The organism is Paenibacillus sp. NPDC058367 (genome assembly GCF_042723305.1).
GTDB lineage: Bacteria > Bacillota > Bacilli > Paenibacillales > Paenibacillaceae > Paenibacillus_AQ.
Window position 1 is genome coordinate 1 of record NZ_JBHXIZ010000001.1, and the last position, 23,163, is coordinate 23,163.

Consider the following 23,163-nt stretch of genomic DNA (forward strand, 5'->3'; position numbering starts at 1 on the left):
ACAGTTTTTAAGTGAATTCCCAACCTCATATTCAGTATTACAGACGGATGAAAACACACTCAAATCTAAGATGAAAGAACTGCTTTCTTCAAAACGGGGGCGTTCAGAGGACTGGATTAACCAACGGGTGCAACGGCTGCTAGTTGCGGCAAAACAAAACCCATTTCAGCAAACCATGTATGCAAGCCACTTAATCAATTTGAAAGTCCTTATTACCCTCATTCTTCAGTACCAAGAGCATATTACTGGATCGGAACAGAACATAGATGCTCTGGCTGAAGACATTGAAGAATATGAATTAATTCAGTCGATTTCTGGTATTGGGCATAAAATTGCGGTAACAATTTTATCTGAAATTGGAGAAGTCGACCGATTTGATCATTCTAAAAAAGCTAGTCGCCTTTGCAGGCATTGATCCAAGTGTCTTTGCTTCAGGTAAGTTTACAGCAACTCGAAATTGAATCACGAAACGTGGTTCCAGGCAGTTGCGTTACGCGCTGGTTTTGGCTGTCCAATGCGGATTAATTCGCGCTCGTAATATACGAATCAAAGAATTCTACAATCGTAAGAGAGCCAAAGGAAAACCACATAAAGTGGCTCTAGTCGCATGTGCCAATAAATTGGTGCATTGGCTATATGCCATCATGAAAAACAAAAAAAATACCGGATTGCTTAATACGAAACCAATGGTATAACCTTCCAAATACAATACAATTGGGGGGGTTATTTGGCTTACCTACTTTTAAATATAACATATGATTGGGCTTTACTTTACTGGTAATCTTGACAAGCTATTAGCTGGTATAGTTTAAAATTAAAAGGAGCTACCCTATAGGAAGCTCCTCCACTATCGTTTCATGATTGTTTAACAATCTAGATTTCTGCACGCCGTGACCGTTTATCTAATGTCCATGAGCAAGAATGTTGATAAGTTTGCCAAATGGGTCGCGGACATAGAATCGCCGAACACCCCAAGGCTCATCGACAGGTCCATATTCTATCGTATATCCAGCACTCTTCATACGTTCAAACACTGCATCGACATCATCAACTTCAATCGATAGATCAGGAGTAGGCGTATTGGAGCCGCCCTGTGATGCGAAGCTTATTTGAATGTTCTCCTTCCCCAGTAAGCCGTATGTTTCAATCCAACCATGATCCATCAATAAATCAAGCTCGAGTACGTCCTGGTAAAAGCTTTTTGCTGCCGAAACATTCTGCGTTTTAATATTTGTGACAATTCGTTTTACACTCATTCTCAGGCCTCAATTCTAATGGTATACTTTTTTAATTTTATTCAATGATCCTGTCCGTGAGCGGAATATCCGATTTTTATATCCAATCCTCGAAATGATCTGTTACAAACCTAATCTCACTCTCATAGTGGGCCAAGTGACCCTCATCAACCATTTTCTGAAAGGCAGGATTCCCATCAGCAGCACCATTTCTCAACGTATCACACAGTACTATCAAACGTTGTATAATCCACTGTCGCAGATTATTTGGGACGGGAATTCCATAAGCTTCAAAAAACAAATGAATTCGCCGACGTCGCTCTACGGCATGTATTTCACATTGGTATGCTACTATGGTTCCAGAAGTATGGTCAGGTGCAAAACTCGCAAGTGGAACAGATGTGTAAAGGGTGTACGCAATGTCCCACATACGCGGACCTGGACCTGCCATGTCAAAATCAATGAGCGCCACAGGAGCCTCCTTTTGAAAGACAACATTATACAATGCTGCGTCATTATGACAGATCACTTCATGTTCGGCATCCTCGGCATAGCTAAGCTGCCATCTGTCCTCCATATTGGGCCTGAACACTGTAGTCACATCATGGAAACGACGTATAAGGTGCGCCAGACCCACAAGCGTTTCGTCCGTCCACATATATGGTTCAAGGTTTGGATAATTATTCCCTGGAACTTCTCCAGGAATAAATGTCAATATTTCACGACCAGAATCATCGATTCCGAGGAATTTTGGTGCTCCCTCATAGCCTTGTTGTTCCAAATGTTTGAGTAGTTCATGAACATTCGGACTCCAATAGCCTATAGGACGGCGAACAGTGTTCGCCATACGGACTATATGATTTACATTACCGCCTTTTAACACTTCTTCCTTAGGCATTAGGTTCATTCCTTTTCTTTTCAGTGCATTACCTGTTGCAGATTTTTACCTGTTAGCGATGAAAACTCCCTCTCTAATAATAACAATATTTACAAGTTATTGTTTAGAAAGAACAATTATAACTATACTGTCCTTTAAGATCATCGCTGGCATTTGCTCATCTTATATAAATAAAATCCATTTTAGAATCTAGATTAGAATTATTTGCTATAATGTTCTCATGAAAAATAATACGATCCTAAACAAATTAGCAATCATTCTACTTTTTATCAGCATTCTCTTTGGCCTACGCTGCATTTGGTTCAGCATATTTAAGGTTTCCAACAATGTACCTATGATTAGCAACGGTGTACTGGATTTACGTGGTCAGGATCTGGAGAAGGCTAACTTAATCAGGCTAGATGGTGAATGGAGCTTCTATCCTTCGCAATTCGTTTCGTCCAAAACTTCGACTATACCAAAGCTAACCCATTCGCTTCAAGTTCCCGGAAATTGGAACCACGCCATGGGAACTGATCAGAAATCTTCCTATGGTTATGGCAGTTACCGTCTGCGCATTTTGGTAGAACCGCTTCAGCAGCCTGTCTCATTGTGGATCAAACAAATTTATTCCGCCTCCAGCGTGGAAATTAATGGTACTCCTATTCATAATAACGGAACAATCTCTCTCGATGCCAATACATATGCACCAAGAACCACCTCATTTACAGCATCATATTTTTCGAAAAATATGACAGAAATAGATGTACTTATTCAGGTAGCAAACTTTGATCACCCCTATAAAGGCGGTATTAGTGGGCCTATTTTCTTTGGCTCTCAGGAAGTGGTTAACCGGACAAATTTTTATACCGTTGGATTTCAAATACTTACTGCAATCATCCTGCTACTACATGGGCTGTATGCCTGTATTCTGTATTTATTTAATCCTAAAGAACGTGCCCTGTTTCTTGTAGGGCTAATGACATTATCTGTAGCCGTAATCCTTTTAGCCCGAAATGACAATTTAGTTTTAGCATTACTGCCGATTAATTACACTTGGTCATTAAAAATCCGTTTAATCGCCTTCTTATGGCAGAACCTTTTTATTCTGCTTGTTTTCAGGAAATTCACCTCAGGTGCCGAAGTCAACAAGTGGTTACGTGCTTACACGTGGTGTCTTTTCCTTTATACCTTATTTATATTTATCGTTCCTGCTTATTTGGTCAGTACATCGATTCACTGGGGAATCATTCAAGTGTTTCAGTATATCCCCTTCATCTGGTTAATATATAGCTTGGGGCGCTTATTGTTCAAAAGGCAAGATGAAAAAGATGTTGTTTTTCTACTGATATCAGGTGCGGCCATCATCTCTAATTTGTTATGGAATTTGTGGGATAATAACGGCCATTATTCAATTGTCTACTATCCTGTGGATATTATTGCCGCCATCGTTGGCTTCTCAGCTTATTGGTTTAAAAAGTATTTTCAGAATGCCAAAGAGAACATGGAGCTAAATGAACAGCTGAAAAAAGCGGACAAACTCAAGGATCAGTTTCTCGCCAATACTTCTCACGAGCTGCGAACACCAGTCCATGGAATTATGAATATCGCGCAAAATATAATAACGAAGGAAAAGGATAGACTCTACGAGAGTAGCCGGCAAGATATGGAGTTACTGATTACTATCAGCCGCCGCATGTCCCATATGCTTGGTGATCTACTGGATGTAGTACGTCTTCAAGAGCATCGCGTTATTTTGTATCAGGAGCCTATTTTGGTTCAATCGGTGGTTCCCGGAGTCATCAATATGCTTCAATATATGATTGAAGGCAAACCGGTACGGCTATCCATGAACATACCAGAATCTATGCCTCCTATTCTTGCGGATGAGAAACGACTAGTACAAGTATTATTAAATCTAGTGCACAACGCGCTCAAATACACCGAGCAAGGACTTGTTTCTGTTTCAGCTGAGGAAAAAGACGCTCATGTCTTTATATATGTAACAGATACCGGAGTAGGCATGACCGAAGAGACCATGGCGCGGGTATTCCTCCCCTATGAGCAAGGCCCTCACGGAATAAATGACGGGCGTGGAATTGGACTGGGACTAAGCATTAGTAGGCAGTTGGTAGAACTACATGGTGGCAGCTTGAGCATACATTCTGAACTCGGCAAAGGTTCAACTTTCAGTTTTGCACTACCCCTTGCTGATTCCTATAGCGAACAGATAGTAAGAGAGGTTTCACCTATAACAACGTATACACCAGATGAGATTTATAAGCAGATGGCTGAATGGGGGATTTCCGAACAAACTAATCAACACACTGACAAAATCCCGCCACTCTTTACAGATGCGAAGGTGAATCTCTTGGTGGTAGATGATGACCCTGTTAATCTGAATGTGCTAAAGGGCATTCTCGAAAACGAACCTTATCTCATTACGACAGTGAACTCAGCACAAGAGGCACTGGATTGGCTAGATAAAAAGAGTTGGGATTTACTGATTAGTGATGTAATGATGCCGCATATGTCAGGATATGAATTAACGCAAAAGGTTCGCGCTCTTTATTCCCTATATGAGCTTCCAGTGCTATTGCTGACTGCCCGCAGTCAACCTGAGGATATTTACACTGGATTCTACTCCGGCGCAAATGATTATGTTACCAAACCGGTGGATGCAGTTGAACTCAAATATCGCATTCGAGCTTTAACAGCGATGAAAATTTCTTTTAATGAACGGGTGCGTATTGAAGCGGCTTATCTACAGGCACAGATACAACCCCATTTCTTGTTCAATACATTGAACTCTATTGCGGCACTCAGTGATATGGATACTAAAAAGATGCAAGAGCTCATCACTGCATTTACTTCCTTTTTGCGAATCAGCTTTGACTTTTTAAATATCGAAGAACTCGTGAACCTTTCACATGAACTAGAGCTGGTAGAATCTTATTTGTATATTGAACAAACACGATTTGCAGAACGAATTTCCGTTGTTTGGGAGGTAGATCCAGACATTAATATTCTGTTACCCCCTCTATCCATCCAACCCTTGGTAGAAAATGCTATCAAGCATGGTCTGCTCAAGCGTCAACAGGGGGGTACCGTTTATATTCGGATCTCACGTCTGAACAATGCTGTAAAGATCGAAGTGGAGGATAATGGGCAAGGTATGGATCATAGAACGCTCGCGTTGTTGCTGGAACCGACCATGAAAGCTAAAAGTGGCATCGGACTGGCTAACACCCATCGAAGACTGATGCAATTGTATGGTCAGGGTCTTTTTATTCAAAGTAAACAAGGTGAAGGTACTTTGGTATCCTTTGTTATACCGGAGGACAGTGAATAATATATCAAATAAAAAAGCCATTCCATAAGGAGTGGCTTTTTGTGTATCGATACTACATTTAGAAAATAGTAGGTACCATGCCCCCATCCATACGGATCGGAGAACCTTTAAATGCAGAGGCATAGGGACTGCTCATAAATGCTGCTAGTCTACCTATTTCATTAGGTTTAATAAATCGCTGTATTTCAGATTGCGGTAAGTTTTTAGCCATGAATTTTTTCTCTTTTTCTGAAAAGGTCAACGTTTCATCTGGATACATTCCATCAATGATTTGGTGCACGTTTTCAGAGAGTGTTGGTCCTGGCATGATAGTATTGACGGTAACTTCTGTTCCGATTGTTAATTTAGATAAGCTTTTTGCTAATGATAATAGCATTGATTTGGTCATTGCATACTGTGGCATTTGAGCTGACGGCATTATTGCTTCTTCACTAGCGATAAAGATCACGCGACCAAAATTGTTTTCTAACATTTTTGGTAAATAAAATTTTGTTAATCCATTTGCAGCAAGAACATTCGTACGGATGTATTTTTCAAATATTTCATCATCAACGTCGTCATAGCTCATCAGTTCATAAATCCCCATATTATTAACTAAAATATCGATATGAGAGTGTTTTTTTAATAAAGCTTCTCTTTGCTCCATATCTACAATATCGGCTGTAGCATTCAGTGGAGAAGTTTCCGGAAATTTTGCTTTAATTTCATTTACTGTTTGTTCTACCTTTTCATAATTACGTCCATTTATTAGTACATTAACGCCTTCGTTGGCAAGTTCAAAAGCGATAGCTTTACCAATACCTTTTGTAGATCCTGTAATTAAAGCTGTCTTATTGTTTAATCCCATATCCATATTTCATTTCTCCTTTAATCATGGCGAGTTAATTAGCAGTTTCTCAAGAACTGAACTGAGCATCGGCTAGTATTTATACTATCTTACCGGGATTATTCAGTAACTAGTGTCTTGCGCCAAACTTCTTGTTTAACACGCCAATTTGAAGGAGTATCTCCTTCCCAAAGTCGGAAGGCACGGTAGAACGAGTTCTGATCTTCATATCCGATCAAGAAAGCTACCTCTTTAACATCGAGAGATGGATCTGCTAAATACGCTCGCGCCTGCTCATGTCTGGCTTGTGTCAGCAAATGCTTGAAGCTCGTATTTTCTTCAGTAAGCCTCCACTGTAAGGTACGAGCACTCATCCTTAGCTCTTTAGCAACAGTTTGAATCTCGGGTTGCCCTCCGCTAAGGCTGCGTTTCATGATCCATTTGACCCTTTCAGTAATTGAGCGACTGCCCTGCTGTTCAGCAAGTGTCCGCTCCAAAACGGGAGTCAGAATTTCTAGCAACTCTTCGTTATACGAGATAAAGGGCAGATCCAAATCACTTCGTCGTAGTGTTAAGCGGTTAGTCTCAGCACCGATCTGAATTCGACAGCCGAAATAAGCCTCAAGAACCTGTAAATTCCCTATGGGTTGTGAAAATTCTACAAACTGCGCTGTCATAGGTATACTAGTTCCCCGCCGCCCAAGCTCCAATAAAAACGCCAGTGTAAGACCAAGCAGCAGCGGTGGACCGGAATACTCGGGAGGCTGCCAATTCAATTCGATTGCACACAACTCTCCCTCCTCGACGATATGCAAGCTTTCTGGAGGGCACATTCGTTTATAGCGCACCATTCGGTTTAGAGCGTCGCGATAATCTTTAGCATGATAAGTGGCTAAGACGGTCGGCGGATATTGTGTGGTTTCAAAAACAGTTGCTAGCTTGATGATTCCCTCAGCAGTGTCTCCAACGAGATCCGAATATGCCTGCCAGATAGCGAAATATTGGGCTGTGGTGACTGCTGACTCCGTGATAAGGCTCAGGGGTAGACTTGCTTTACTGGCTATATCTTGAGCGGTTATTCCTAATTGAATTAATCCAGCCCAAAATCCGGGAGGGATTTTAATGGAGTCAGAGGTATGAGTCTGCATCTATGTGGACCTCCTTTAGCATCATTGCATGAAGAAAGGGCTAGTTAGAATTCAAGCAAGCGCGGGCAAGCAACTCAAACGAATGCAACCGTTTCTCATAGTCTGGAATCATAGTAACGATAATGAATTCATCAACTCCATACAAGTGAGATAATTGTTCCAGCTTTTCTTTGATATTTTTGGGTGTGCCTATCAGCAGTTTACGTTCCAAAAGCTTGGATTTCTCTTCGGCTGAGCCTTCTTGTTGAAATAATGTCATACCGGAAGAGGCTAGCCGCTCTGCTTCTTCCTCAGTCTCGGCGCAAATAACGCCAACAGCTACGATGGCCCGAGGACTAGCATTAACTGAAGAAGGGATAAAAGCTTCACGGTAAGCTTGCAAAATCTCTTCCCCAGCTACATCGCTCATGAATTGACCAAACACATAGCCTGCTCCAAACTCGGCAGCATATGCTGCACTTTTCTTGTTTGTACCCAGCATCCACAGCTCTGGCGATTCGGGTGGAGTCGGACGGGCGGTTATCTGACGTCCTTCATATAAATAGTTCCCCTGCAACAATTCGGTAACTCCCTTAAGCAGTTCCGGCATTTTCCAAACATTTTCGAGAAAATTCCCGCTCAGCGCTAAGCTTACTTCAGCAGCACCGCCAGGAGCCCTGCCTAACCCAAGGTCGATGCGTCCCGGATATAAACTTGCCAGCAAATGAAAAGATTCCACTACTTTTAACGGCTTATAGTGCGGCAGCAATAAAGCTCCCGATCCGATGCGGATATGCTGTGTTCTCGCTCCGATATGCGATAAAAACACCTCTGTAGAGGTACACGCTAAGCCCGGCATATCATGATGTTCAGCAACCCAATAACGAGTATATCCCAGTCTTTCAGCTGTTTGAGCCAGTTCCACGGCTTGTCCTAAAGCAAAGCTTGCATCCACATTATCAAATACAGGTACAAGGTCCAAAACACTCAGCTTAATGGATGTCGTTGTCATGGCTACGTCCTACTCGAGGGTTTCGGTAAAATTCAATCATATCAATAAAAGTAACCTTGTAATCGCCGGCAATCGCTGCCAGATTAAACATTCGTCCATGGCCGTCTTCTTTGGACGCGAACACAACATCGTGCCGCAGCTTATCCATAATCACTTTGCCGATGAACTGGTGCTCGTATTCCGCATATTTCTTTTTAAACTCTTCATTAAATTCCAGGAGGTCCTGATAAGAACGCTCAAGCATTGCGTTTACCAAGGTCAGTTCATTGCCCTCTTTTTGCACCGCTACGTAATAATTCCCACGTTCATCCTTGATCAAATCCTTATACAACTGGACGTTCAAAGTTAATTTCTCCTCTCTGATTCCTAAGGGATAACTCCTTTAGAACTTAACCTTACATACTTAATGTTAGCACTGTTGGCTCTGTGGTAATTTGTACATTTCCTGCTACAGCTCTGGAAATCATACAAGAGCCTTCTGCTTTATGAGCAATACGAATTGCTTTATCAATATCTTCCTGTGACGCATCTTCGGTAAGTGTGATGATGGGTGAATGTTTGATCGCTTCATATGTAAAAATGTTATTTGTTACATCCACTGTCGCCTCTGATGTTAACGTCAGGCTGGAAGTCGTAAGCCCTGATCGCTCCAGCATAGCTGCTAGTGTAATGAGATAGCAGGTTGCCGCGGCACCCAGTAGCATCTCATCCGGATTCGTTCCAACTCCTGGCCCGCCCATTTCTTTCGGAATGGAGATTTGAGTCTTGAGTTGTCCAGCTTCAATCGTTCCATCACTATTACGACCGCCGTTCCATACGGCATTTAAAATAAATGGGTGTTTCATTTCTAGATGTCCTCCCTATCTTGAAATTGCATGACATATTTTTAATCGAATACTTTACATGCTAACATAGAAGAATGCGGTGAACAAACAGGCTCAGGCCTACTGTTCGTGAGATTTATCTATAAATTAAATTTCAGGAGGCTCTATTATCATGATAAACGATACAGATATCAAACATCTTCAGCGTTGTATTGAACTTGCCCGAATTGCACTCGAGGTTGGGGACGAACCTTTCGGCTCCATCCTGGTCTCAGCAAATGGAGAGGTCTTGGCCGAAGACAGTAACCATGTAGGCGGTGGTGACCATACTCAGCACCCCGAATTCGCTTTAGCTCGCTGGGCAGCTCAGAATATGTCACTGGAAGAACGTAAGCAGGCAACTGTGTATACTTCCGGGGAACATTGCCCTATGTGTGCGGCAGCTCACGGTTGGGTTCAATTAGGAAGGATTGTATATGCCAGTTCTTCGCAGCAATTATCACAGTGGTTAAGCGAAATGGGCATTGCAGCATCACCTGTCCGTAATTTGAGCATTCAGGAAGTCATCCATAATGCGGTCGTAGATGGCCCTGTAACGGAGCTTGCAGAACAAGTGCGGGAACTTCATCGACAATTCCACGGACAAAGACAGTAGTAAAAAAAGAACCTTTGAATAAAGGTTCTTTTTTATGTCCTAAACTTTGTGGGGTATAAACTATAGTTGCTATATATACAGCGTCCTAAAGTTCTTATACCATTAGCTTTGTAAGCGATTAACTTTATAGGAGGAAATGACTTGACAAAGCCTGTGCAACCCAATGAACCTCTCGTAACTCATATTTATACTGCGGATCCTTCCGCTCATGTATTTGAAGGTAAAATTTATATTTATCCCTCACATGACCTGGATCACGAAATGATCTCTAATGACAACGGTGACCAATATAATATGGAGGATTACCATGTTCTTTCTATTGATGGAGAAGGCTCTCCTTGTGTTGACCACGGTGAAGTGCTTCATGTGAAGGATGTTCCATGGGCTAAGCAGCAAATGTGGGCTCCGGATGCAGCATACAAAAACAATACCTACTATTTGTTTTTCCCAGCTAGAGACCATGACGATATTTTCCGAATCGGGGTCGCCACCTCAGCTTCACCTTCCGGACCATTTACACCTGAACCAAGCTACATTCCCGGCAGTTATAGCATTGATCCCGCCGTTTTCGTTGATGATGATGGTAAATCGTATATATACTTTGGTGGTCTTTGGGGCGGTCAACTTGAAAAATGGCAAACCGGCTCATTTGTTCCGGATGCCGAGGGGCCGTCTGAAAGGGCACCAGCTCTTGGACCTATCGTAGCGGAGTTGAACGAGAATATGCTGAGCTTTGAAGGTGAACCTAGAGAAATATCCATTATCGATACGAACGGAAATCCGATTCTTGCTGGAGATGAAGAGAGAAGATATTTTGAAGGTCCTTGGGTTCATAAATATAACGGTTATTATTATCTTTCTTATTCCACGGGTACTACCCATAATATTGTATACGCTATCAGTAAAGATCCGCTTGGGCCTTTTGTATATCAAGGAAAAATACTTACACCCGTCCTGGGCTGGACAACACACCATTCTATTGTTCAGTTTAAAGAGAAATGGTATTTATTTTATCATGATAGTTCTTTATCTGGTGGTGCTGACAACAAGCGTTCTGTAAAATATACAGAGCTGAGTTACAACGATGATGGCACCATTCAAACCATCCATCCTTAGTTTTTATTAAAATGGACTGCATACTGTAGTTCACAGGAGGGCGTTTTTGATGACAATAACACAACAAGGTGCTTTTTATACGGGGAAATATCGCAATTTATTTAAGGAGCTCGGCTTTTCTGAAGATGAAATCAACGCTAAACTCGAAGAAACTTGGAGTGATTTGTTTTACGGAGATCCGAACGTACGAATCTACTATCCGCTGGACGAGGATAAAAGCTATATTCTGGATACAGGTAATCTGGATGTTAGGTCTGAAGGAATGTCCTACGGGATGATGATGGCCGTTCAAATGAATAAAAAAGAAGAGTTTGATCGTCTATGGAACTTCTCAAAGACGTTTATGCAGCACAAAGAAGGTCGCTATGCCAATTACTTTGCTTGGCACTGCAAGCCTGACGGTACAAGGATTTCTCAGGGACCTGCACCGGACGGCGAAGAGTTTTTCGCCATGGCTCTGTTTTTTGCCTCAAAACGTTGGGGGAACGGTCCGGAACCTTATAATTATTCTGAGCAGGCCCGAACGATATTGCATGCTTGTGTACATAAAACTGAAACAGGAGATGGCGACTCAATGTGGGACGCGGAAACGAAATTGATCAAATTCGTACCGGAATCCACCTTCAGTGATCCATCTTACCATCTCCCCCATTTCTATGATTTGTTCGCCTTGTGGGCTGACGAACGTGACCACATGTTTTGGCGAGAAGCCGCGGAAGCCAGCCGCACATATCTGCATACTGCATGCCATCCGATAACTGGCCTTGCTCCCGAATATGCTAATTTTAACGGGTCCCCGGCAGAACCCCAGCCTCATGGTGATTTCAGCCATTTTTTCAGTGATGCTTACCGGGTAGCGGCTAATATCGGTCTGGACTGGGCTTGGTTCCAAAAGGACATCTGGCAGGTCGATCAATGTAACCGGATTCAGGCTTTTTTTAGGAATATCAAAGTTTCCGATTACCGGCGGTATACCATTGAGGGACAGCCCTTCGACGAACCGGCGCTGCACCCGACAGGTCTGTTGGCGACCAATGCCATGGCTTCCCTAGCTTCTAATGGCCCGGAGGCAGAGCATTTTGTCCGTTTGTTTTGGGATACACCATTGCGCACTGGACAACGTCGTTATTATGATAACTGTCTGTACTTCTTTAGTTTACTGGCCCTAAGTGGAAACTATCGCATTTATTGAAGGAAATCGAACAAACAAATAGGACTCCATTCCTCAAAAAGCTCGAGGAATGGAGTCCTATTAATCGTAATAAAGCTTTGCTATTATTTAATAACTACATATTCCAAGTTTACAAGTTTTGCATAAGCAATAATCTGGTCTGTTGTAAGCGTTAATGAAACAACGGTGTGGTGACCGCCACCATTTTCGATCCATGCTTTAACCCCATCTTGGAAGTTAGGCTTAACATTCCAAAGTACACGAGCTACTGGAAGGTTGGGAGCTGGAACCGTTGGTTCGAAAGCAGTAACTTCATTGATCAATAGTTTGTAATGCGTCCCAAAGTCAGCCATGGAAACGACTACACCGTCTCCTGCCTTACCGTCAAATACTAAACGTGCTGGATCGTCTTTACCACCAATACCCAGTGGAGATACGATAATTTTGGGTTTGTTGCTTGCCAAAGTAGGATCTACTTCAAGCATATGGGATTGTAGAATGGATTCTTGACCAACCGTCAATTCATAAGTGTAATCTTCCATAAAGCCAGTGGATTGGTTATGGCTCATCACTTTAAGCAAGCGATCGAGAGCTGCAGTCTTCCAATCTCCTTCTCCAGCAAAACCATAGCCTTGTGCCATCAGTCGTTGAACAGCAAGTCCTGGAAGTTGTTTCATCCCGTGTAAATCTTCGAAGTTCGATGTGAAGGCGTTGTAGCCACCTTGATCAAGGAAACGTTTAATAGCAATTTCATAGCTTGCTTGAACTCTCACGCTAGCTTCCCAAGCTTCTTTGCTGTTAGTTCCATAATCAAATTCATACAGCTCTGAATACTCAGCGAATAAGGCGTCGATCTCTTCTTCTTTAACTTCATTAATGATTTGTACTAGATCGCCAATACCAAAGTAGTCAACAGTCCAACCAAATTGAATTTGGGCTTCAACCTTATCTCCTTCGGTTACGCCAACGTTACGCATATTGTCACCAAAGCGAGCGACCTTGATATTAAAGCTTTCGTTATAAGCAACGGCTACGTCCATCCATTCTGCAATTTGCTTTTGGACTTCAGGACGTTCCCAGTAGCCTACTACCACTTTGTTTTGTTTGTTCAAACGGGCGTTAATAAAACCATATTCACGGTCACCATGAGCGGCTTGATTTAGATTCATGAAATCCATATCGATCGTTGCCCATGGGATACTTTCATTATATTGCGTAGCTAGATGAAGCAAAGGCTTTTGCAGCATTTTAGTTCCGCGGATCCACATTTTTGCAGGTGAGAAGGTATGCATCCAAGTGATAACACCGGCAACTTCATCGCGGTAATTGACTTCTTTCATGATGTTTGTGATTTTATCTGCGCTGACAGCCAAATCCTGTAACACTAGTGGGTAAGGCAAAACTCCGCTTTTATTCAAAGCATCTGTCATCGTTTGGGCATGCGCCTTAACTTCAGCCAATGCTTCTTCGCCATAAAGATGTTGTGAACCTACGACAAACCAAAATTCTTTTGCTACTGCTGTTGACATATTCATCCTCTTTTCGTAATTTTGTGGTTTAATTATTTTTGTCCGTAATAAGCGTCTTTTCCATGTTTTCGCAAGTAATGTTTATCTAAAATACGTTGTGGCAACTCCTCAGCAAAATGGTTCAGCTCTCTTGCAAACAAATTCATTTTGGATACTTCATCCAAAACTACGCTGTTTATTACCGCCGATTTCGCATTTTTCCCCCAAGTAAAGGGTCCGTGTCCTTTAAGTAAAACACCAGGAACCGCCATAATATCGATCCCACGTTGTTCAAAGGTCTCGATGATTACATTACCCGTTTCCGCTTCGTAACCACGATCGACTTCTTCTTGCGTCAAGAAACGCGCACAAGGAATGGAACCATAGAAGGTATCAGCATGGGTCGTTCCCATGACAGGTACATCTAGTCCTGCTTGAGCCCAAATGGTTGCCCAAGTGGAATGCGTGTGAACGATTCCCCCGATCTCGGAGTAATGCTTATAAAGCACGGCGTGAGTAGGTGTATCGGAGGAAGGTCTCATATCTCCTTCAACCACATTGCCATCCAGATCAACAACTACCATATCGCTGGCTTTCATTGTTTCATAATCTACGCCACTAGGTTTGATTACGAATAATCCACTTTCACGATCAATTGCACTCACATTTCCCCATGTATATTTAATAAGTCCTTGTTTCGGCAATTCCAGATTGGCTTGAAAAACCTCTTCTTTAAGTTGTTCTAACATCTTGCCACCTCCATTTTCACACTAAATTGTCAACAGCGGACTGCTCAATCGCCAGACCCTTTTTATAACGTTCGATAAAAGTTTCAAATCCTTTAATGTCGGTTGCCTCTGGATGAACTTCTTCACCCTTAACATCTTTGAACACTTTTTGATCGAGGAAGTCTTCTAAACTTTCTTCCTGATTTTTATTCATCATGTAAGCGGCAAGAATAGCCATTCCCCATGCACCGCCTTCACCGGCAGTCGACATTACGGAAACAGGAACATTCATTGAAGCTGCCATCATTTTTTGACCCACTACAGGAGTCTTAAATAAGCCGCCGTGGCCTAAAATACTATCAATGGCTACATTCTCTTCCTTCGTCAAAATGTCCATTCCAATTTTCAAAGCACCAAAGGCGCTGAATAGATGTGTACGCATAAAGTTGGACAGATTGAAATTGCTCTCCGGCGAGCGGACAAATAGCGGACGACCTTGTTCTAACCCAGTAATATTCTCTCCTGAGAGATAACCATAGCTTAGTAATCCACCGGCATCAGGATCTGCTTCCAAAGCTTTATTTAATAGCACGCTGTACAATTTATTGGCATCCACTTTGTGTCCCATGGCTTCATAGAATTCGCGGAATAACCCTAGCCAGGCGTTGAGGTCACTTGAACAGTTATTCGCATGAACCATTCCCACTGGACTTCCGTTCGGAGTAGTAACCATATCAATTTCCGGATAAACCTTGGAAAGTTCTTTTTCTAATACAATCATGGCAAAAACAGAGGTTCCTACAGATACATTCCCGGTGCGTTTTCTTACGCTATTCGTTGCAACCATCCCGGTTCCAGCATCCCCCTCTGGAGGACTAAGCGGAATACCTGATTGTAAATGCAGCGATGGATCCAGAATTTTAGCTCCCGCTTCGCTTAAAATACCTGCTTGCTCTCCTGCAACATACACCTTAGGAAGTAAATCACTGGTCTTCCACGGATAAGCTTTGCTTGCAACAAGTTCATCAAACTGCTGTATCATGGAAGCGTTAAAATTTCCTGTAGTTTCATCAATTGGGAACATACCGGATGCATCACCAACACCAAGTGCTTTATTTCCAGTCAATAGCCAATGAATGTATCCTGCTAGTGTCGTAACAAAACGTATCTGTGGCACATGTTCTTCTTCATTCAAAATCGCCTGATAAAGATGAGCAATGCTCCAGCGTTCTGGGATATTAAACCCAAACAGCTCGGTCAATGCTTTGGCAGCCGCACCTGTAGTTGCATTACGCCAAGTCCGGAATGGAACAAGCAGTTCATTGTGCTCGTCGAAAGCCATGTATCCATGCATCATTGCAGAAAAACCGATTGAACCAACCGTTTGAAGGGTGATTCCGTATTTTTGAGCAACTTCTTCCTTCATCTCGCGATAGGCGTCTTGCAGACCTTTGATAATATCTTCCAAGTTGTACGTCCAAAAACCGTCCTTCAACTGATTTTCCCATTCGTAACTTCCAGAAGCGATCGTTTGAAAGCTATGATCGATAAGTACAACTTTAATACGCGTAGACCCAAATTCAATACCAAGCGAAGTTTCTCCCTTATTAATCGCTTGTTCGATGCTTAATCGATTCGATATCACGTTTGTCACCTCTCTGAGAGCGCTTTTTTAAAAGGTCATGATAAGAATTTGCTTTCTTAATTGACAGCTTTAGTATAATTTTTTGTACGTACATTTGTCAATTGATTAGTTATATATACATACAAATATGGAGATAATAATGATTTAACTGTATAAAAAAAGAGCCCCTTTCTATTTTTTTTGTTGTCATGCTATAATTTGTACATACAAATTTACCGAATATACGAATAACTTAGCGAACAAGAATGGAAAGAGGAATTACATGAAACCAAAGTATCAAGTGATATTAGATGACATAAAAAGCAAAATCCTTTCGGGAGATTACAATGTTGGTGAGCAAATCCCTACTGAATCTGCCTTGCAGTCCATGTACGAAGTTAGCCGGCAGACTGTTCGAAAAGCAATTTTAGAACTTTCCAACGAAGGCTTCCTGCGAAGCGAAAAAGGTTCTGGTACTTATGTCAGCAACCAATATCGTTCGAAGACCGGCGGGAGTTCCCATAAGAAGACGATCGGTGTAATCACGACCTATATTTCCGACTATATCTTTCCTTCCATTATCCGTGGGATCGAGAGCCGGCTAAATGAGGATAATTACTCTCTACTATTAGCTAGTACAAATAACGATGTTGCTCAAGAAAAAAAGGCACTGGAAATGATGTTGTCCTACGGTGTAGATGGTTTAATTATTGAACCGACGAAAAGCAATCTATATAACCCTAATATTGCTTACTACCTGTCGTTTAAGGAACAGGATATTCCGATTATCATGATTAATGCCTTTTATGAAGAAATAGAACTGCCGTACCTTTGTCTTGATGACGTGCAGTCCAGTTATTTGGCAACAAAAGAGTTGATAACCAAAGGGCACACCCAAATAGGGCTCATTGCAAAAATGGATGATTTACAAGGAAAGTATCGGATGAAAGGGTACATTAAGGCACTCGGAGAATCCAAATTACGATTTTATCCTGACCAGATATTTTCATTCAACACGGAGACAAAACAGACGTTATCTACAGACTTGAAGGATTTTCTGAATAAAAATAGAGATACGCTCACTGCTATTGTTTGTTATAACGACGAGGTTGGCTTGGAAGTGGTTCATGCCTGCAGACAGCTGGACATCACTATTCCGGAGGAATTATCGATTATCGGACAAGACAATTCCTATATCGCCAAAAACGCGAACATCAAACTAACCACCTTGACACACCCACAAGAAGCCATGGGACGCGATGCAGCGGATTGGGTCATTAAGAAACTACAAGGAAAAAAAGACCTTCCAAACAACACTTATTATCAGCCTGTGTTAATTGAAGGTGAGACCGTTGTTGAGAGATAGGTTGTAACAAGGCAAGCAACCCACCAGTCATGGCTGGTGGGTTGCTTTTTTCATTTTGTCTCTACATTAAGCAGTCCGTCTCCAATTTCCGTGTTTGGAATATTTACTGGATTTCCAGATAATCAAGATAAGCATCCCATGTCCCGTTATCAGCTGTTACTACGAGCTGGATCTCTTGATTTCCGGTTCCATGACTGACATTGTTTAGAGTATAAACGGCGGGACTGCTTCCCCCGAAGTAAAAGGTGCCCTTGGTTACCCCGCCGATTTTCAAATCGACCCTCGCCATATTAGAGTTATTCGAAGCCCCGCGGAGTGAAAAATTATGGGTACCGGTCGTAAAATTCTGTGTGTATTTCACTAGATCATTGTTGGCGTATAAAGCCACTCCGGAGAATGGTGAACTTATATTGGAGGTATACTGACCACTTTTAGTCATGTTTTCAGCTTCTATTTTTGTGCTTGTGCCTGGATTTGGTGTGAAGGTTGGTGTCGGAGTTGGTGTTGTGCCTCCACCATCAGGTGCGACTGCCCTGCCTGTGCTCGTCGAGATCATGCCTGAACAAAGACCGCGGTTCTTGAGATTCTGTGCAATCTGTGGAATCGCTTGAACCGTAGTTTGGTACTGATCGTGCATAAGGATCACGTCGCCATTTTGCATTGGACCAACAGCATTTACTATCTGGGCGGTAGTGGCTCCATTCCAGTCCTGGGAGTCAACGTTCCATAACACTTCAGTAAGACCATTTTGGGCCTCGATGGACTTTAAAGTTGCGTTAGTCTCGCCATATGGCGGACGAAACAACTTCGGAGCCGTACCAGTTATAGACTGTAATGTCGTTTGTGTGTTTGTAACTTCTGACGACATTTGTGAGGTAGACAGTTGGGTCAAATGCGGATGAGACCAGGAATGGTTCCCAATCCACATGCCTGCTGACTTCTGCTGGTTTACTAGGGACGGATTATTTTGGGCATTCTGTCCAAGGTTGAAGAACGTTGCACGCAAGCCGTTTTGTTGAAGTGCATTAAGTAGTGTTACAGTATTGTTAGGGTTCGGACCATCGTCATAGGTTAATGCTACATAACCGTTCGAACAATCGGCCGCGAGCGCCTTGTCGCCAGTCATCGTCAGTGAGCCTGTGAATAAGAATACGACTAACGACGCAATGGCCGTCCATTTTATTACGTTGGCTCTAAACATCTTTTTTACCCCTCCCAGCAACTTTACCTCTTCAAATTTTTCCATTACCGCTACGTCTTATTAATTGATTTCCAGATAATCAAGGTAAGCATCCCATGTCCCGTTATCAGTAGTTACGACGATCTGGATCTCTTGATTTCCGGTTCCATGACTGACATTGTTTAGAGTATAAACGGCGGGACTGCTTCCCCCGAAATAAAAGGTGCCCTTGGTCACTCCCCCGATTTTCAAATCGACTCTCGCCATATTAGAGTTATTCGAAGCCCCGCGGAGTGAAAAATTATGGGTACCGGTCGTAAAATTCTGTGTATATTTCACTAGATCATTGTTGGCGTATAAAGCCACTCCAGAGAATGGTGAGCTTATATTGGAGGTATACTGACCACTTTTAGTCATATTTTCTGCTTCTATCTTTGTGCTTGTGCCCGGATTTGGTGTGGAGGTTGGGTTTGGCGTTGAAGTCGGATTAGGCGTTGGCGTCGGATTCGTACCTCCGCTACCTCCGATCGTAATTGTATTGCTAGTCACGGTAGCTGTTCCACTACTTTGATAACCCTCTACCGTAAGCGAAGTTTCATACATCTTCCCCATTGACATTCCTCTGCTCTCCCACGCTTTAAAGTGTTCACTAACAGATATGGTTCCGCTTGTACGTTTGGTCGTCCGGACACTCCAATATTGTTTAAAGGTTGCTGTGCCTTTAATTGAAGGTTGGTTGACTCTGGTAGTCTCATATATGTCATATGTTCCCCCATCAACGGTAATGGTACCTTTAGACGTTCCACCAGGCGGACGCCAGCTCCCCCAGCTATCAACGATGTAATATTCGATTAGTGGATCAACGGTCCATCCGTAGACACATAAATACGAATTACCGTTTGGTTGGTAGTTGGCACTGTAGTTAACAGATATGTTTCCAATTTGCTGGTGTGTCTGGGTCTCATCGAACTTCTTACCTTTACGGAACAGAGCATTTCCGATGTTGCTCCACTGAGCACTGAATGTACCTCCACTATCAAGAGTCATACTCGTGGTACCGGAATCCTTCCATAGCTCATAATAGTAGCCGTCTTGAGTGCCACTTTGATTAGATGTGATCGTTGTTGCGGCATTTACGCTTACTGCAGGCAATGCAAGCATAAAACAAATAATGATTACTAAAAATAAACGCATTCTCTTCTGTTTCATTTGCTGTCCTCCTCTTGGTTATACTGCAACTAGTCTTACTAAGATGCTGTGCAACCCGTTTGATCAACCTCCTTTTTATTCCATATTTATTAATGTAAGCGGAAACAATTAGATTCTAACATTGTCCTATTTTTTTCATATGCATAAACTAAAGCTTATACCGTGAAAAGTTTAGATCTTTTGTAGTTGGAAATAAACGAAAATTAAATAAGCTGCTTCCGGTAGAGTACCGGAAGCAGCTTATTGGCTTGATCATTTTATCATTGCTTATGAAATGGAGTCTTAACTTAAAAGAGAATAACCTTCCCGCCATTTACTCACCACGACTCACACGAAAGCCTTGATCAGGTCCCATGCCATTTGCGTCGAACTTGCCTTGAAAAGATATCTCGTTGTTGGAGATGTTACCGATCCAACCGCCGCCCTTCACAACCCGGAAAGATCCGACATCGCTTCCCCTATCCCCGTACCAGTTCCAACACCATTCCCTTACATTCCCTGACATATCATAAAGTCCTAACTCGTTGGGCTGTTTGACACCAACAGATTTTGTTTTATTATTGTTGTTTTCAATGATAGGCCAGTTCCATTCTCCCGATAAGTATTTATCTCCAGCGTTTTTCCAATACCATGCTACCTCATCTGCATTATTGCTTCCACTGTAGGTGTAACTCTTGCTTAATTGACCTCCACCTGCAGCATATTCCCACTCTGCTTCTGTCGGTAATCGATAACCATTAGCACCTTCATTGATCGTTACGGTCCATTTTATATTATCGTTTTCGCTCTTATTATTTGTATCTATTTTATTCTTATCTATATTGTAATAGGGTGTTAAACCCTCTTTTATACTCCGCTTATTACAGTACTCAACAACGTCATACCAGCTAACCATTTCAACCGGCAAATTGTCGCCCTTGAATTCTGAGGGATTACTTTCCATTACCTCATTCCATTCTTTTTGAGTTACCTCATATTTACCGATATAAAAGTTCGATAGGGTTGCACCATTGTAGTTGGACTTTGTGTTTATAAAAGTCCCTCCCTTTACAAATACATTGTCATTACTCGTTTCAGGCTTTTCTTGTGAGCAAGCGCTGATAACAACTATTGTTGCTATGAATAGGAAACTCAATAGTTTTCTCATTGATTTATCTCCTTTGAACGGATAGGAAAATAATAAGTCGTGACGATGATCTTAGTAGTATGTAAGTCTTCTTTTGGAATAAATAAGGCCGCCGGTGGTGAGACCGGCAGTCCTTAGTATTATCATCGATTAAGAGGCTACAGTTTACCTGTTACCACACCGTTACGTTAGAGCTCCCACTACTTTGATATCCTTCAGTAGCTAACACTTGGTAAGCCCAACTACTTCCCAAATTCATTCCATATTTCTTCCATGCGCTAACGTGATTGCTAAAAGTGATAGCAACATTGCTCCCAGTCGCTCTCTTCGACTGTCTTACACTCCAGAACTGAGTGAAAGTTGCAGTGCCGTCAATAGAAGGTGCGTTGGTCCGGGTTGTCGTATAGATATCATATGTGCCACCATCACTGGTCACGGTACCTTTAAATGTTCCAGTTGGTCTATAAGTGCCCCAGCTATCAACGACGTAATATTCTATGAGTGAGTTTCTCGTCCACCCATAGAGTGTCAAATATCCATTACCGGACGGCGCCCAGACTCCGGCATTGTAGTTTATTGTCCTTGTTGGTGATCCGGTATTCCAGCCTTTACCGACAACAAAGTTCCCGGTATTTGACCATGTAACACTGTAATTCCCACCTGATCCATTCGTAGCATTTACTGTTCCTCCACCATCAGTCCAATTTTGCCAATAATCTGTCGCCGCATTTGTAGTTGCTGCAAACAAGCTAAAGCTCATTGTAGCTGCGAATAATACAGTCAAGATTTTCTTATTCATCTTAAACATAATCTACCTCCTAAGATTTTTTTTGATTACATACTACTTGACTGACCTCTAGTATTTCAAGCAATCGTCTGTGGTTTTCTTTGTTGTTTGGTAAAACTCCCGAGATCACCACATCCTTCCATTTATATAATTGTAAGCGATTACAAATAGAAGTTTATCATAGCTTACGTACAATTTAATCTGTTCAAATTAAAGGTTTTACCCCAAAAAGTATTGTTATTTTATGGTTACAATTGGAAATATAAAGAAGGAACATACAAAAAAAGAGGACTTAGCGTCCCCCCTTTTCTTGTCATACATCAGTTTAATTATGTTCCTTACAAGCCCCTCCACAATACTATAATATTTCACCAAAAAATTACTGAACATGTATTTCTGATTTGATATCATGTTGACTTAAAAATTTCATTAAATCATTACTAAGCTGCACAATCTCATTGTTAGCATTATTCGCATAATCCGGCAACATCATATCCCTAACCATTTTAGTTCGTAGCCATGTCATAAAGAAAAGGTCCAAAAATAAGTTTGGAAATTTAAGCACCATTTTAAGCATTGGTGGATCAATTGAAACGCCAGCTTTTTGTGTTGCCCTTAGATACGCTTTTAAAGTGAATGTTATTTTGCGTGCTGTCTTTCTAGTTCTGGCTGTTTTTTTGTCAATGATCTTATTCTCAGAATGCAAAAAGCTCAACATGGCAATGTCTGATACGGAATGTGTGATCAGATACGCTTGCATATCTTTTTTAATAACGTAGGGAAGCTTTGCAGTTTTAAATAATTTTGCAAGGTTTTCTATGCGTTCTGTCACTACACCATTAATTTCTCCAAATGCAGTTGCCGCTATAAACTTTGGTAGAAATCGAGCATGCAATACTCCATCTTTAATCTGTCCGCCGAAGCCGGGAAAAGCTGGTAAAAGTCTATCCCCTACGATATCCAGCCACGAAGAAAATCCAATTGAATTACTAGTCATCGTAACTATATTTTTGCTTTGATTATCTTTGAGCGCTAACAACGCTGCTTCGGACCGATCATAACGAACGGTAACGAAAATAAAATCGTATACATCGTCATTTTCGAGCGTATCAATGACATTCACTTGTATCGATCTAACTGTACCTTTTTCTATATACTGCAGGCCATTTTCTCTTAATGATTTATATCTATTCGAATGTGCAAACAGGCTAACGTCAAACCCTGCTTCAATAAGCTTAATTGCGTACATGCTCCCGATGACACCTGCACCAAAAATTAAAATTCTATCTTGTTTTGCTGACATATAAACCACCCCTACTTATTAATATTCCCTTTTAATTATCCGACAACGTGTTGTATGATGTGATTATAAATCTTCATTATCCCTTGATCAACCATCAGTTTTTTATGATTTGTCGGATGATATTCTTATTCACTAGT

At 41.8% G+C, this 23,163-nt stretch carries 21 protein-coding genes; 6 read left to right on the top strand and 15 right to left on the bottom strand.

Translation table 11 applies throughout. The annotated features are described in order from the left end of the window. Positions 1-415: transposase (locus ACFWMP_RS00005; RefSeq protein ID WP_379421607.1), on the top strand; the 415-nt coding region annotated here is incomplete at its 5' end. A 487-nt stretch (positions 416-902) separates the two neighbouring features. Here ACFWMP_RS00005 and ACFWMP_RS00010 read toward each other — a convergent pair. Together ACFWMP_RS00010 and ACFWMP_RS00015 are read right to left on the bottom strand one after the other, a co-directional pair. Next, a complete protein-coding gene (locus tag ACFWMP_RS00010; RefSeq protein WP_042188233.1) occupies positions 903-1,256 on the bottom strand; it encodes a VOC family protein in 354 nt (117 codons plus the stop codon). 76 nt (positions 1,257-1,332) lie between these two features. Continuing rightward, entirely contained in the window at positions 1,333-2,133 is an 801-nt protein-coding gene (locus tag ACFWMP_RS00015) for a phosphotransferase (RefSeq protein ID WP_339248225.1), read from the bottom strand. A gap of 220 nt (positions 2,134-2,353) precedes the next feature. Between ACFWMP_RS00015 and ACFWMP_RS00020 the strand changes: the two genes are divergently transcribed. Next, positions 2,354-5,464 (top strand): ATP-binding protein, encoded by a 3,111-nt coding sequence (locus ACFWMP_RS00020; protein ID WP_379421608.1) that lies wholly within the window; start codon positions 2,354-2,356, stop codon positions 5,462-5,464. Between the two features lie 58 nt (positions 5,465-5,522). Here ACFWMP_RS00020 and ACFWMP_RS00025 read toward each other — a convergent pair whose 3' ends face one another. The 5 genes from ACFWMP_RS00025 to ACFWMP_RS00045 all read right to left on the bottom strand — a co-directional run bounded on the left by ACFWMP_RS00025 (position 5,523) and on the right by ACFWMP_RS00045 (position 9,274). Further along, positions 5,523-6,317 (bottom strand): SDR family NAD(P)-dependent oxidoreductase, encoded by a 795-nt coding sequence (locus ACFWMP_RS00025; RefSeq protein ID WP_379421609.1) that lies wholly within the window; start codon positions 6,315-6,317, stop codon positions 5,523-5,525. 92 nt (positions 6,318-6,409) lie between these two features. Then, positions 6,410-7,438, bottom strand: a complete 1,029-nt coding sequence (locus ACFWMP_RS00030) for an AraC family transcriptional regulator (protein WP_379421610.1) — start codon at positions 7,436-7,438, stop codon at positions 6,410-6,412. A gap of 40 nt (positions 7,439-7,478) precedes the next feature. Then, complete coding sequence (locus ACFWMP_RS00035; RefSeq protein ID WP_379421611.1) at positions 7,479-8,429, bottom strand: LLM class flavin-dependent oxidoreductase; 951 nt, start codon at positions 8,427-8,429, stop codon at positions 7,479-7,481. Beyond that, a complete protein-coding gene (locus ACFWMP_RS00040) occupies positions 8,410-8,772 on the bottom strand; it encodes a hypothetical protein (protein ID WP_339271312.1) in 363 nt (120 codons plus the stop codon). Before ACFWMP_RS00040 ends, ACFWMP_RS00035 begins: the two co-directional genes overlap by 20 nt. A gap of 52 nt (positions 8,773-8,824) precedes the next feature. Next, positions 8,825-9,274, bottom strand: coding sequence for an OsmC family protein (locus tag ACFWMP_RS00045; RefSeq protein ID WP_339271310.1), 450 nt, complete (start codon positions 9,272-9,274; stop codon positions 8,825-8,827). A 151-nt stretch (positions 9,275-9,425) separates the two neighbouring features. On the opposite strand from ACFWMP_RS00045, the gene ACFWMP_RS00050 reads away from it, so the two are divergent. The 3 genes from ACFWMP_RS00050 to ACFWMP_RS00060 all read left to right on the top strand — a co-directional run bounded on the left by ACFWMP_RS00050 (position 9,426) and on the right by ACFWMP_RS00060 (position 12,216). Next, on the top strand, positions 9,426-9,908 hold the full coding sequence (locus tag ACFWMP_RS00050; RefSeq protein WP_042188217.1) for a nucleoside deaminase: 483 nt from the start codon (positions 9,426-9,428) through the stop codon (positions 9,906-9,908). Between the two features lie 141 nt (positions 9,909-10,049). Continuing rightward, positions 10,050-11,024: a glycoside hydrolase family 43 protein gene (locus tag ACFWMP_RS00055; protein WP_379421612.1), complete on the top strand. Its 975-nt coding sequence runs from the start codon at positions 10,050-10,052 to the stop codon at positions 11,022-11,024. A 49-nt stretch (positions 11,025-11,073) separates the two neighbouring features. Further along, a complete protein-coding gene (locus tag ACFWMP_RS00060; protein WP_379421613.1) occupies positions 11,074-12,216 on the top strand; it encodes a family 8 glycosyl hydrolase in 1,143 nt (380 codons plus the stop codon). An 83-nt stretch (positions 12,217-12,299) separates the two neighbouring features. Here the strand turns inward: ACFWMP_RS00060 and araA are convergent, their stop codons facing one another. Genes araA through ACFWMP_RS00075 form a run of 3 tightly spaced genes read right to left on the bottom strand, consistent with a single transcriptional unit; the run spans position 12,300 to position 16,076 of the window. Next, complete coding sequence (araA, locus tag ACFWMP_RS00065; protein ID WP_149645589.1) at positions 12,300-13,724, bottom strand: L-arabinose isomerase; 1,425 nt, start codon at positions 13,722-13,724, stop codon at positions 12,300-12,302. Between the two features lie 32 nt (positions 13,725-13,756). Next, complete coding sequence (locus ACFWMP_RS00070) at positions 13,757-14,452, bottom strand: L-ribulose-5-phosphate 4-epimerase (protein ID WP_042188210.1); 696 nt, start codon at positions 14,450-14,452, stop codon at positions 13,757-13,759. Positions 14,453-14,468: 16 nt separating this feature from the next. Then, positions 14,469-16,076, bottom strand: coding sequence for a xylulokinase (locus ACFWMP_RS00075; RefSeq protein WP_379421614.1), 1,608 nt, complete (start codon positions 16,074-16,076; stop codon positions 14,469-14,471). Between the two features lie 262 nt (positions 16,077-16,338). Between ACFWMP_RS00075 and ACFWMP_RS00080 the strand changes: the two genes are divergently transcribed. Further along, positions 16,339-17,421, top strand: coding sequence for a GntR family transcriptional regulator (locus ACFWMP_RS00080; protein ID WP_379421615.1), 1,083 nt, complete (start codon positions 16,339-16,341; stop codon positions 17,419-17,421). A 103-nt stretch (positions 17,422-17,524) separates the two neighbouring features. Here the strand turns inward: ACFWMP_RS00080 and ACFWMP_RS00085 are convergent, their stop codons facing one another. From ACFWMP_RS00085 to ACFWMP_RS00105, 5 genes are all read right to left on the bottom strand, one after another. Further along, positions 17,525-18,622 carry a polysaccharide deacetylase family protein gene (locus tag ACFWMP_RS00085; RefSeq protein WP_379421616.1) on the bottom strand — a complete coding sequence of 366 codons (1,098 nt, stop codon included), beginning with the start codon at positions 18,620-18,622 and terminating at the stop codon, positions 17,525-17,527. A gap of 60 nt (positions 18,623-18,682) precedes the next feature. Next, on the bottom strand, positions 18,683-19,810 hold the full coding sequence (locus tag ACFWMP_RS00090) for a glycoside hydrolase family 11 protein (protein ID WP_379421617.1): 1,128 nt from the start codon (positions 19,808-19,810) through the stop codon (positions 18,683-18,685). A gap of 313 nt (positions 19,811-20,123) precedes the next feature. Continuing rightward, positions 20,124-20,957: a formylglycine-generating enzyme family protein gene (locus ACFWMP_RS00095; protein ID WP_042188202.1), complete on the bottom strand. Its 834-nt coding sequence runs from the start codon at positions 20,955-20,957 to the stop codon at positions 20,124-20,126. Between the two features lie 151 nt (positions 20,958-21,108). Then, a complete protein-coding gene (locus ACFWMP_RS00100) occupies positions 21,109-21,744 on the bottom strand; it encodes a glycoside hydrolase family 11 protein (RefSeq protein WP_379421618.1) in 636 nt (211 codons plus the stop codon). A 358-nt stretch (positions 21,745-22,102) separates the two neighbouring features. Then, positions 22,103-23,026, bottom strand: a complete 924-nt coding sequence (locus ACFWMP_RS00105; protein WP_339248195.1) for a ketopantoate reductase family protein — start codon at positions 23,024-23,026, stop codon at positions 22,103-22,105. Positions 23,027-23,163 lie beyond the last annotated feature (137 nt).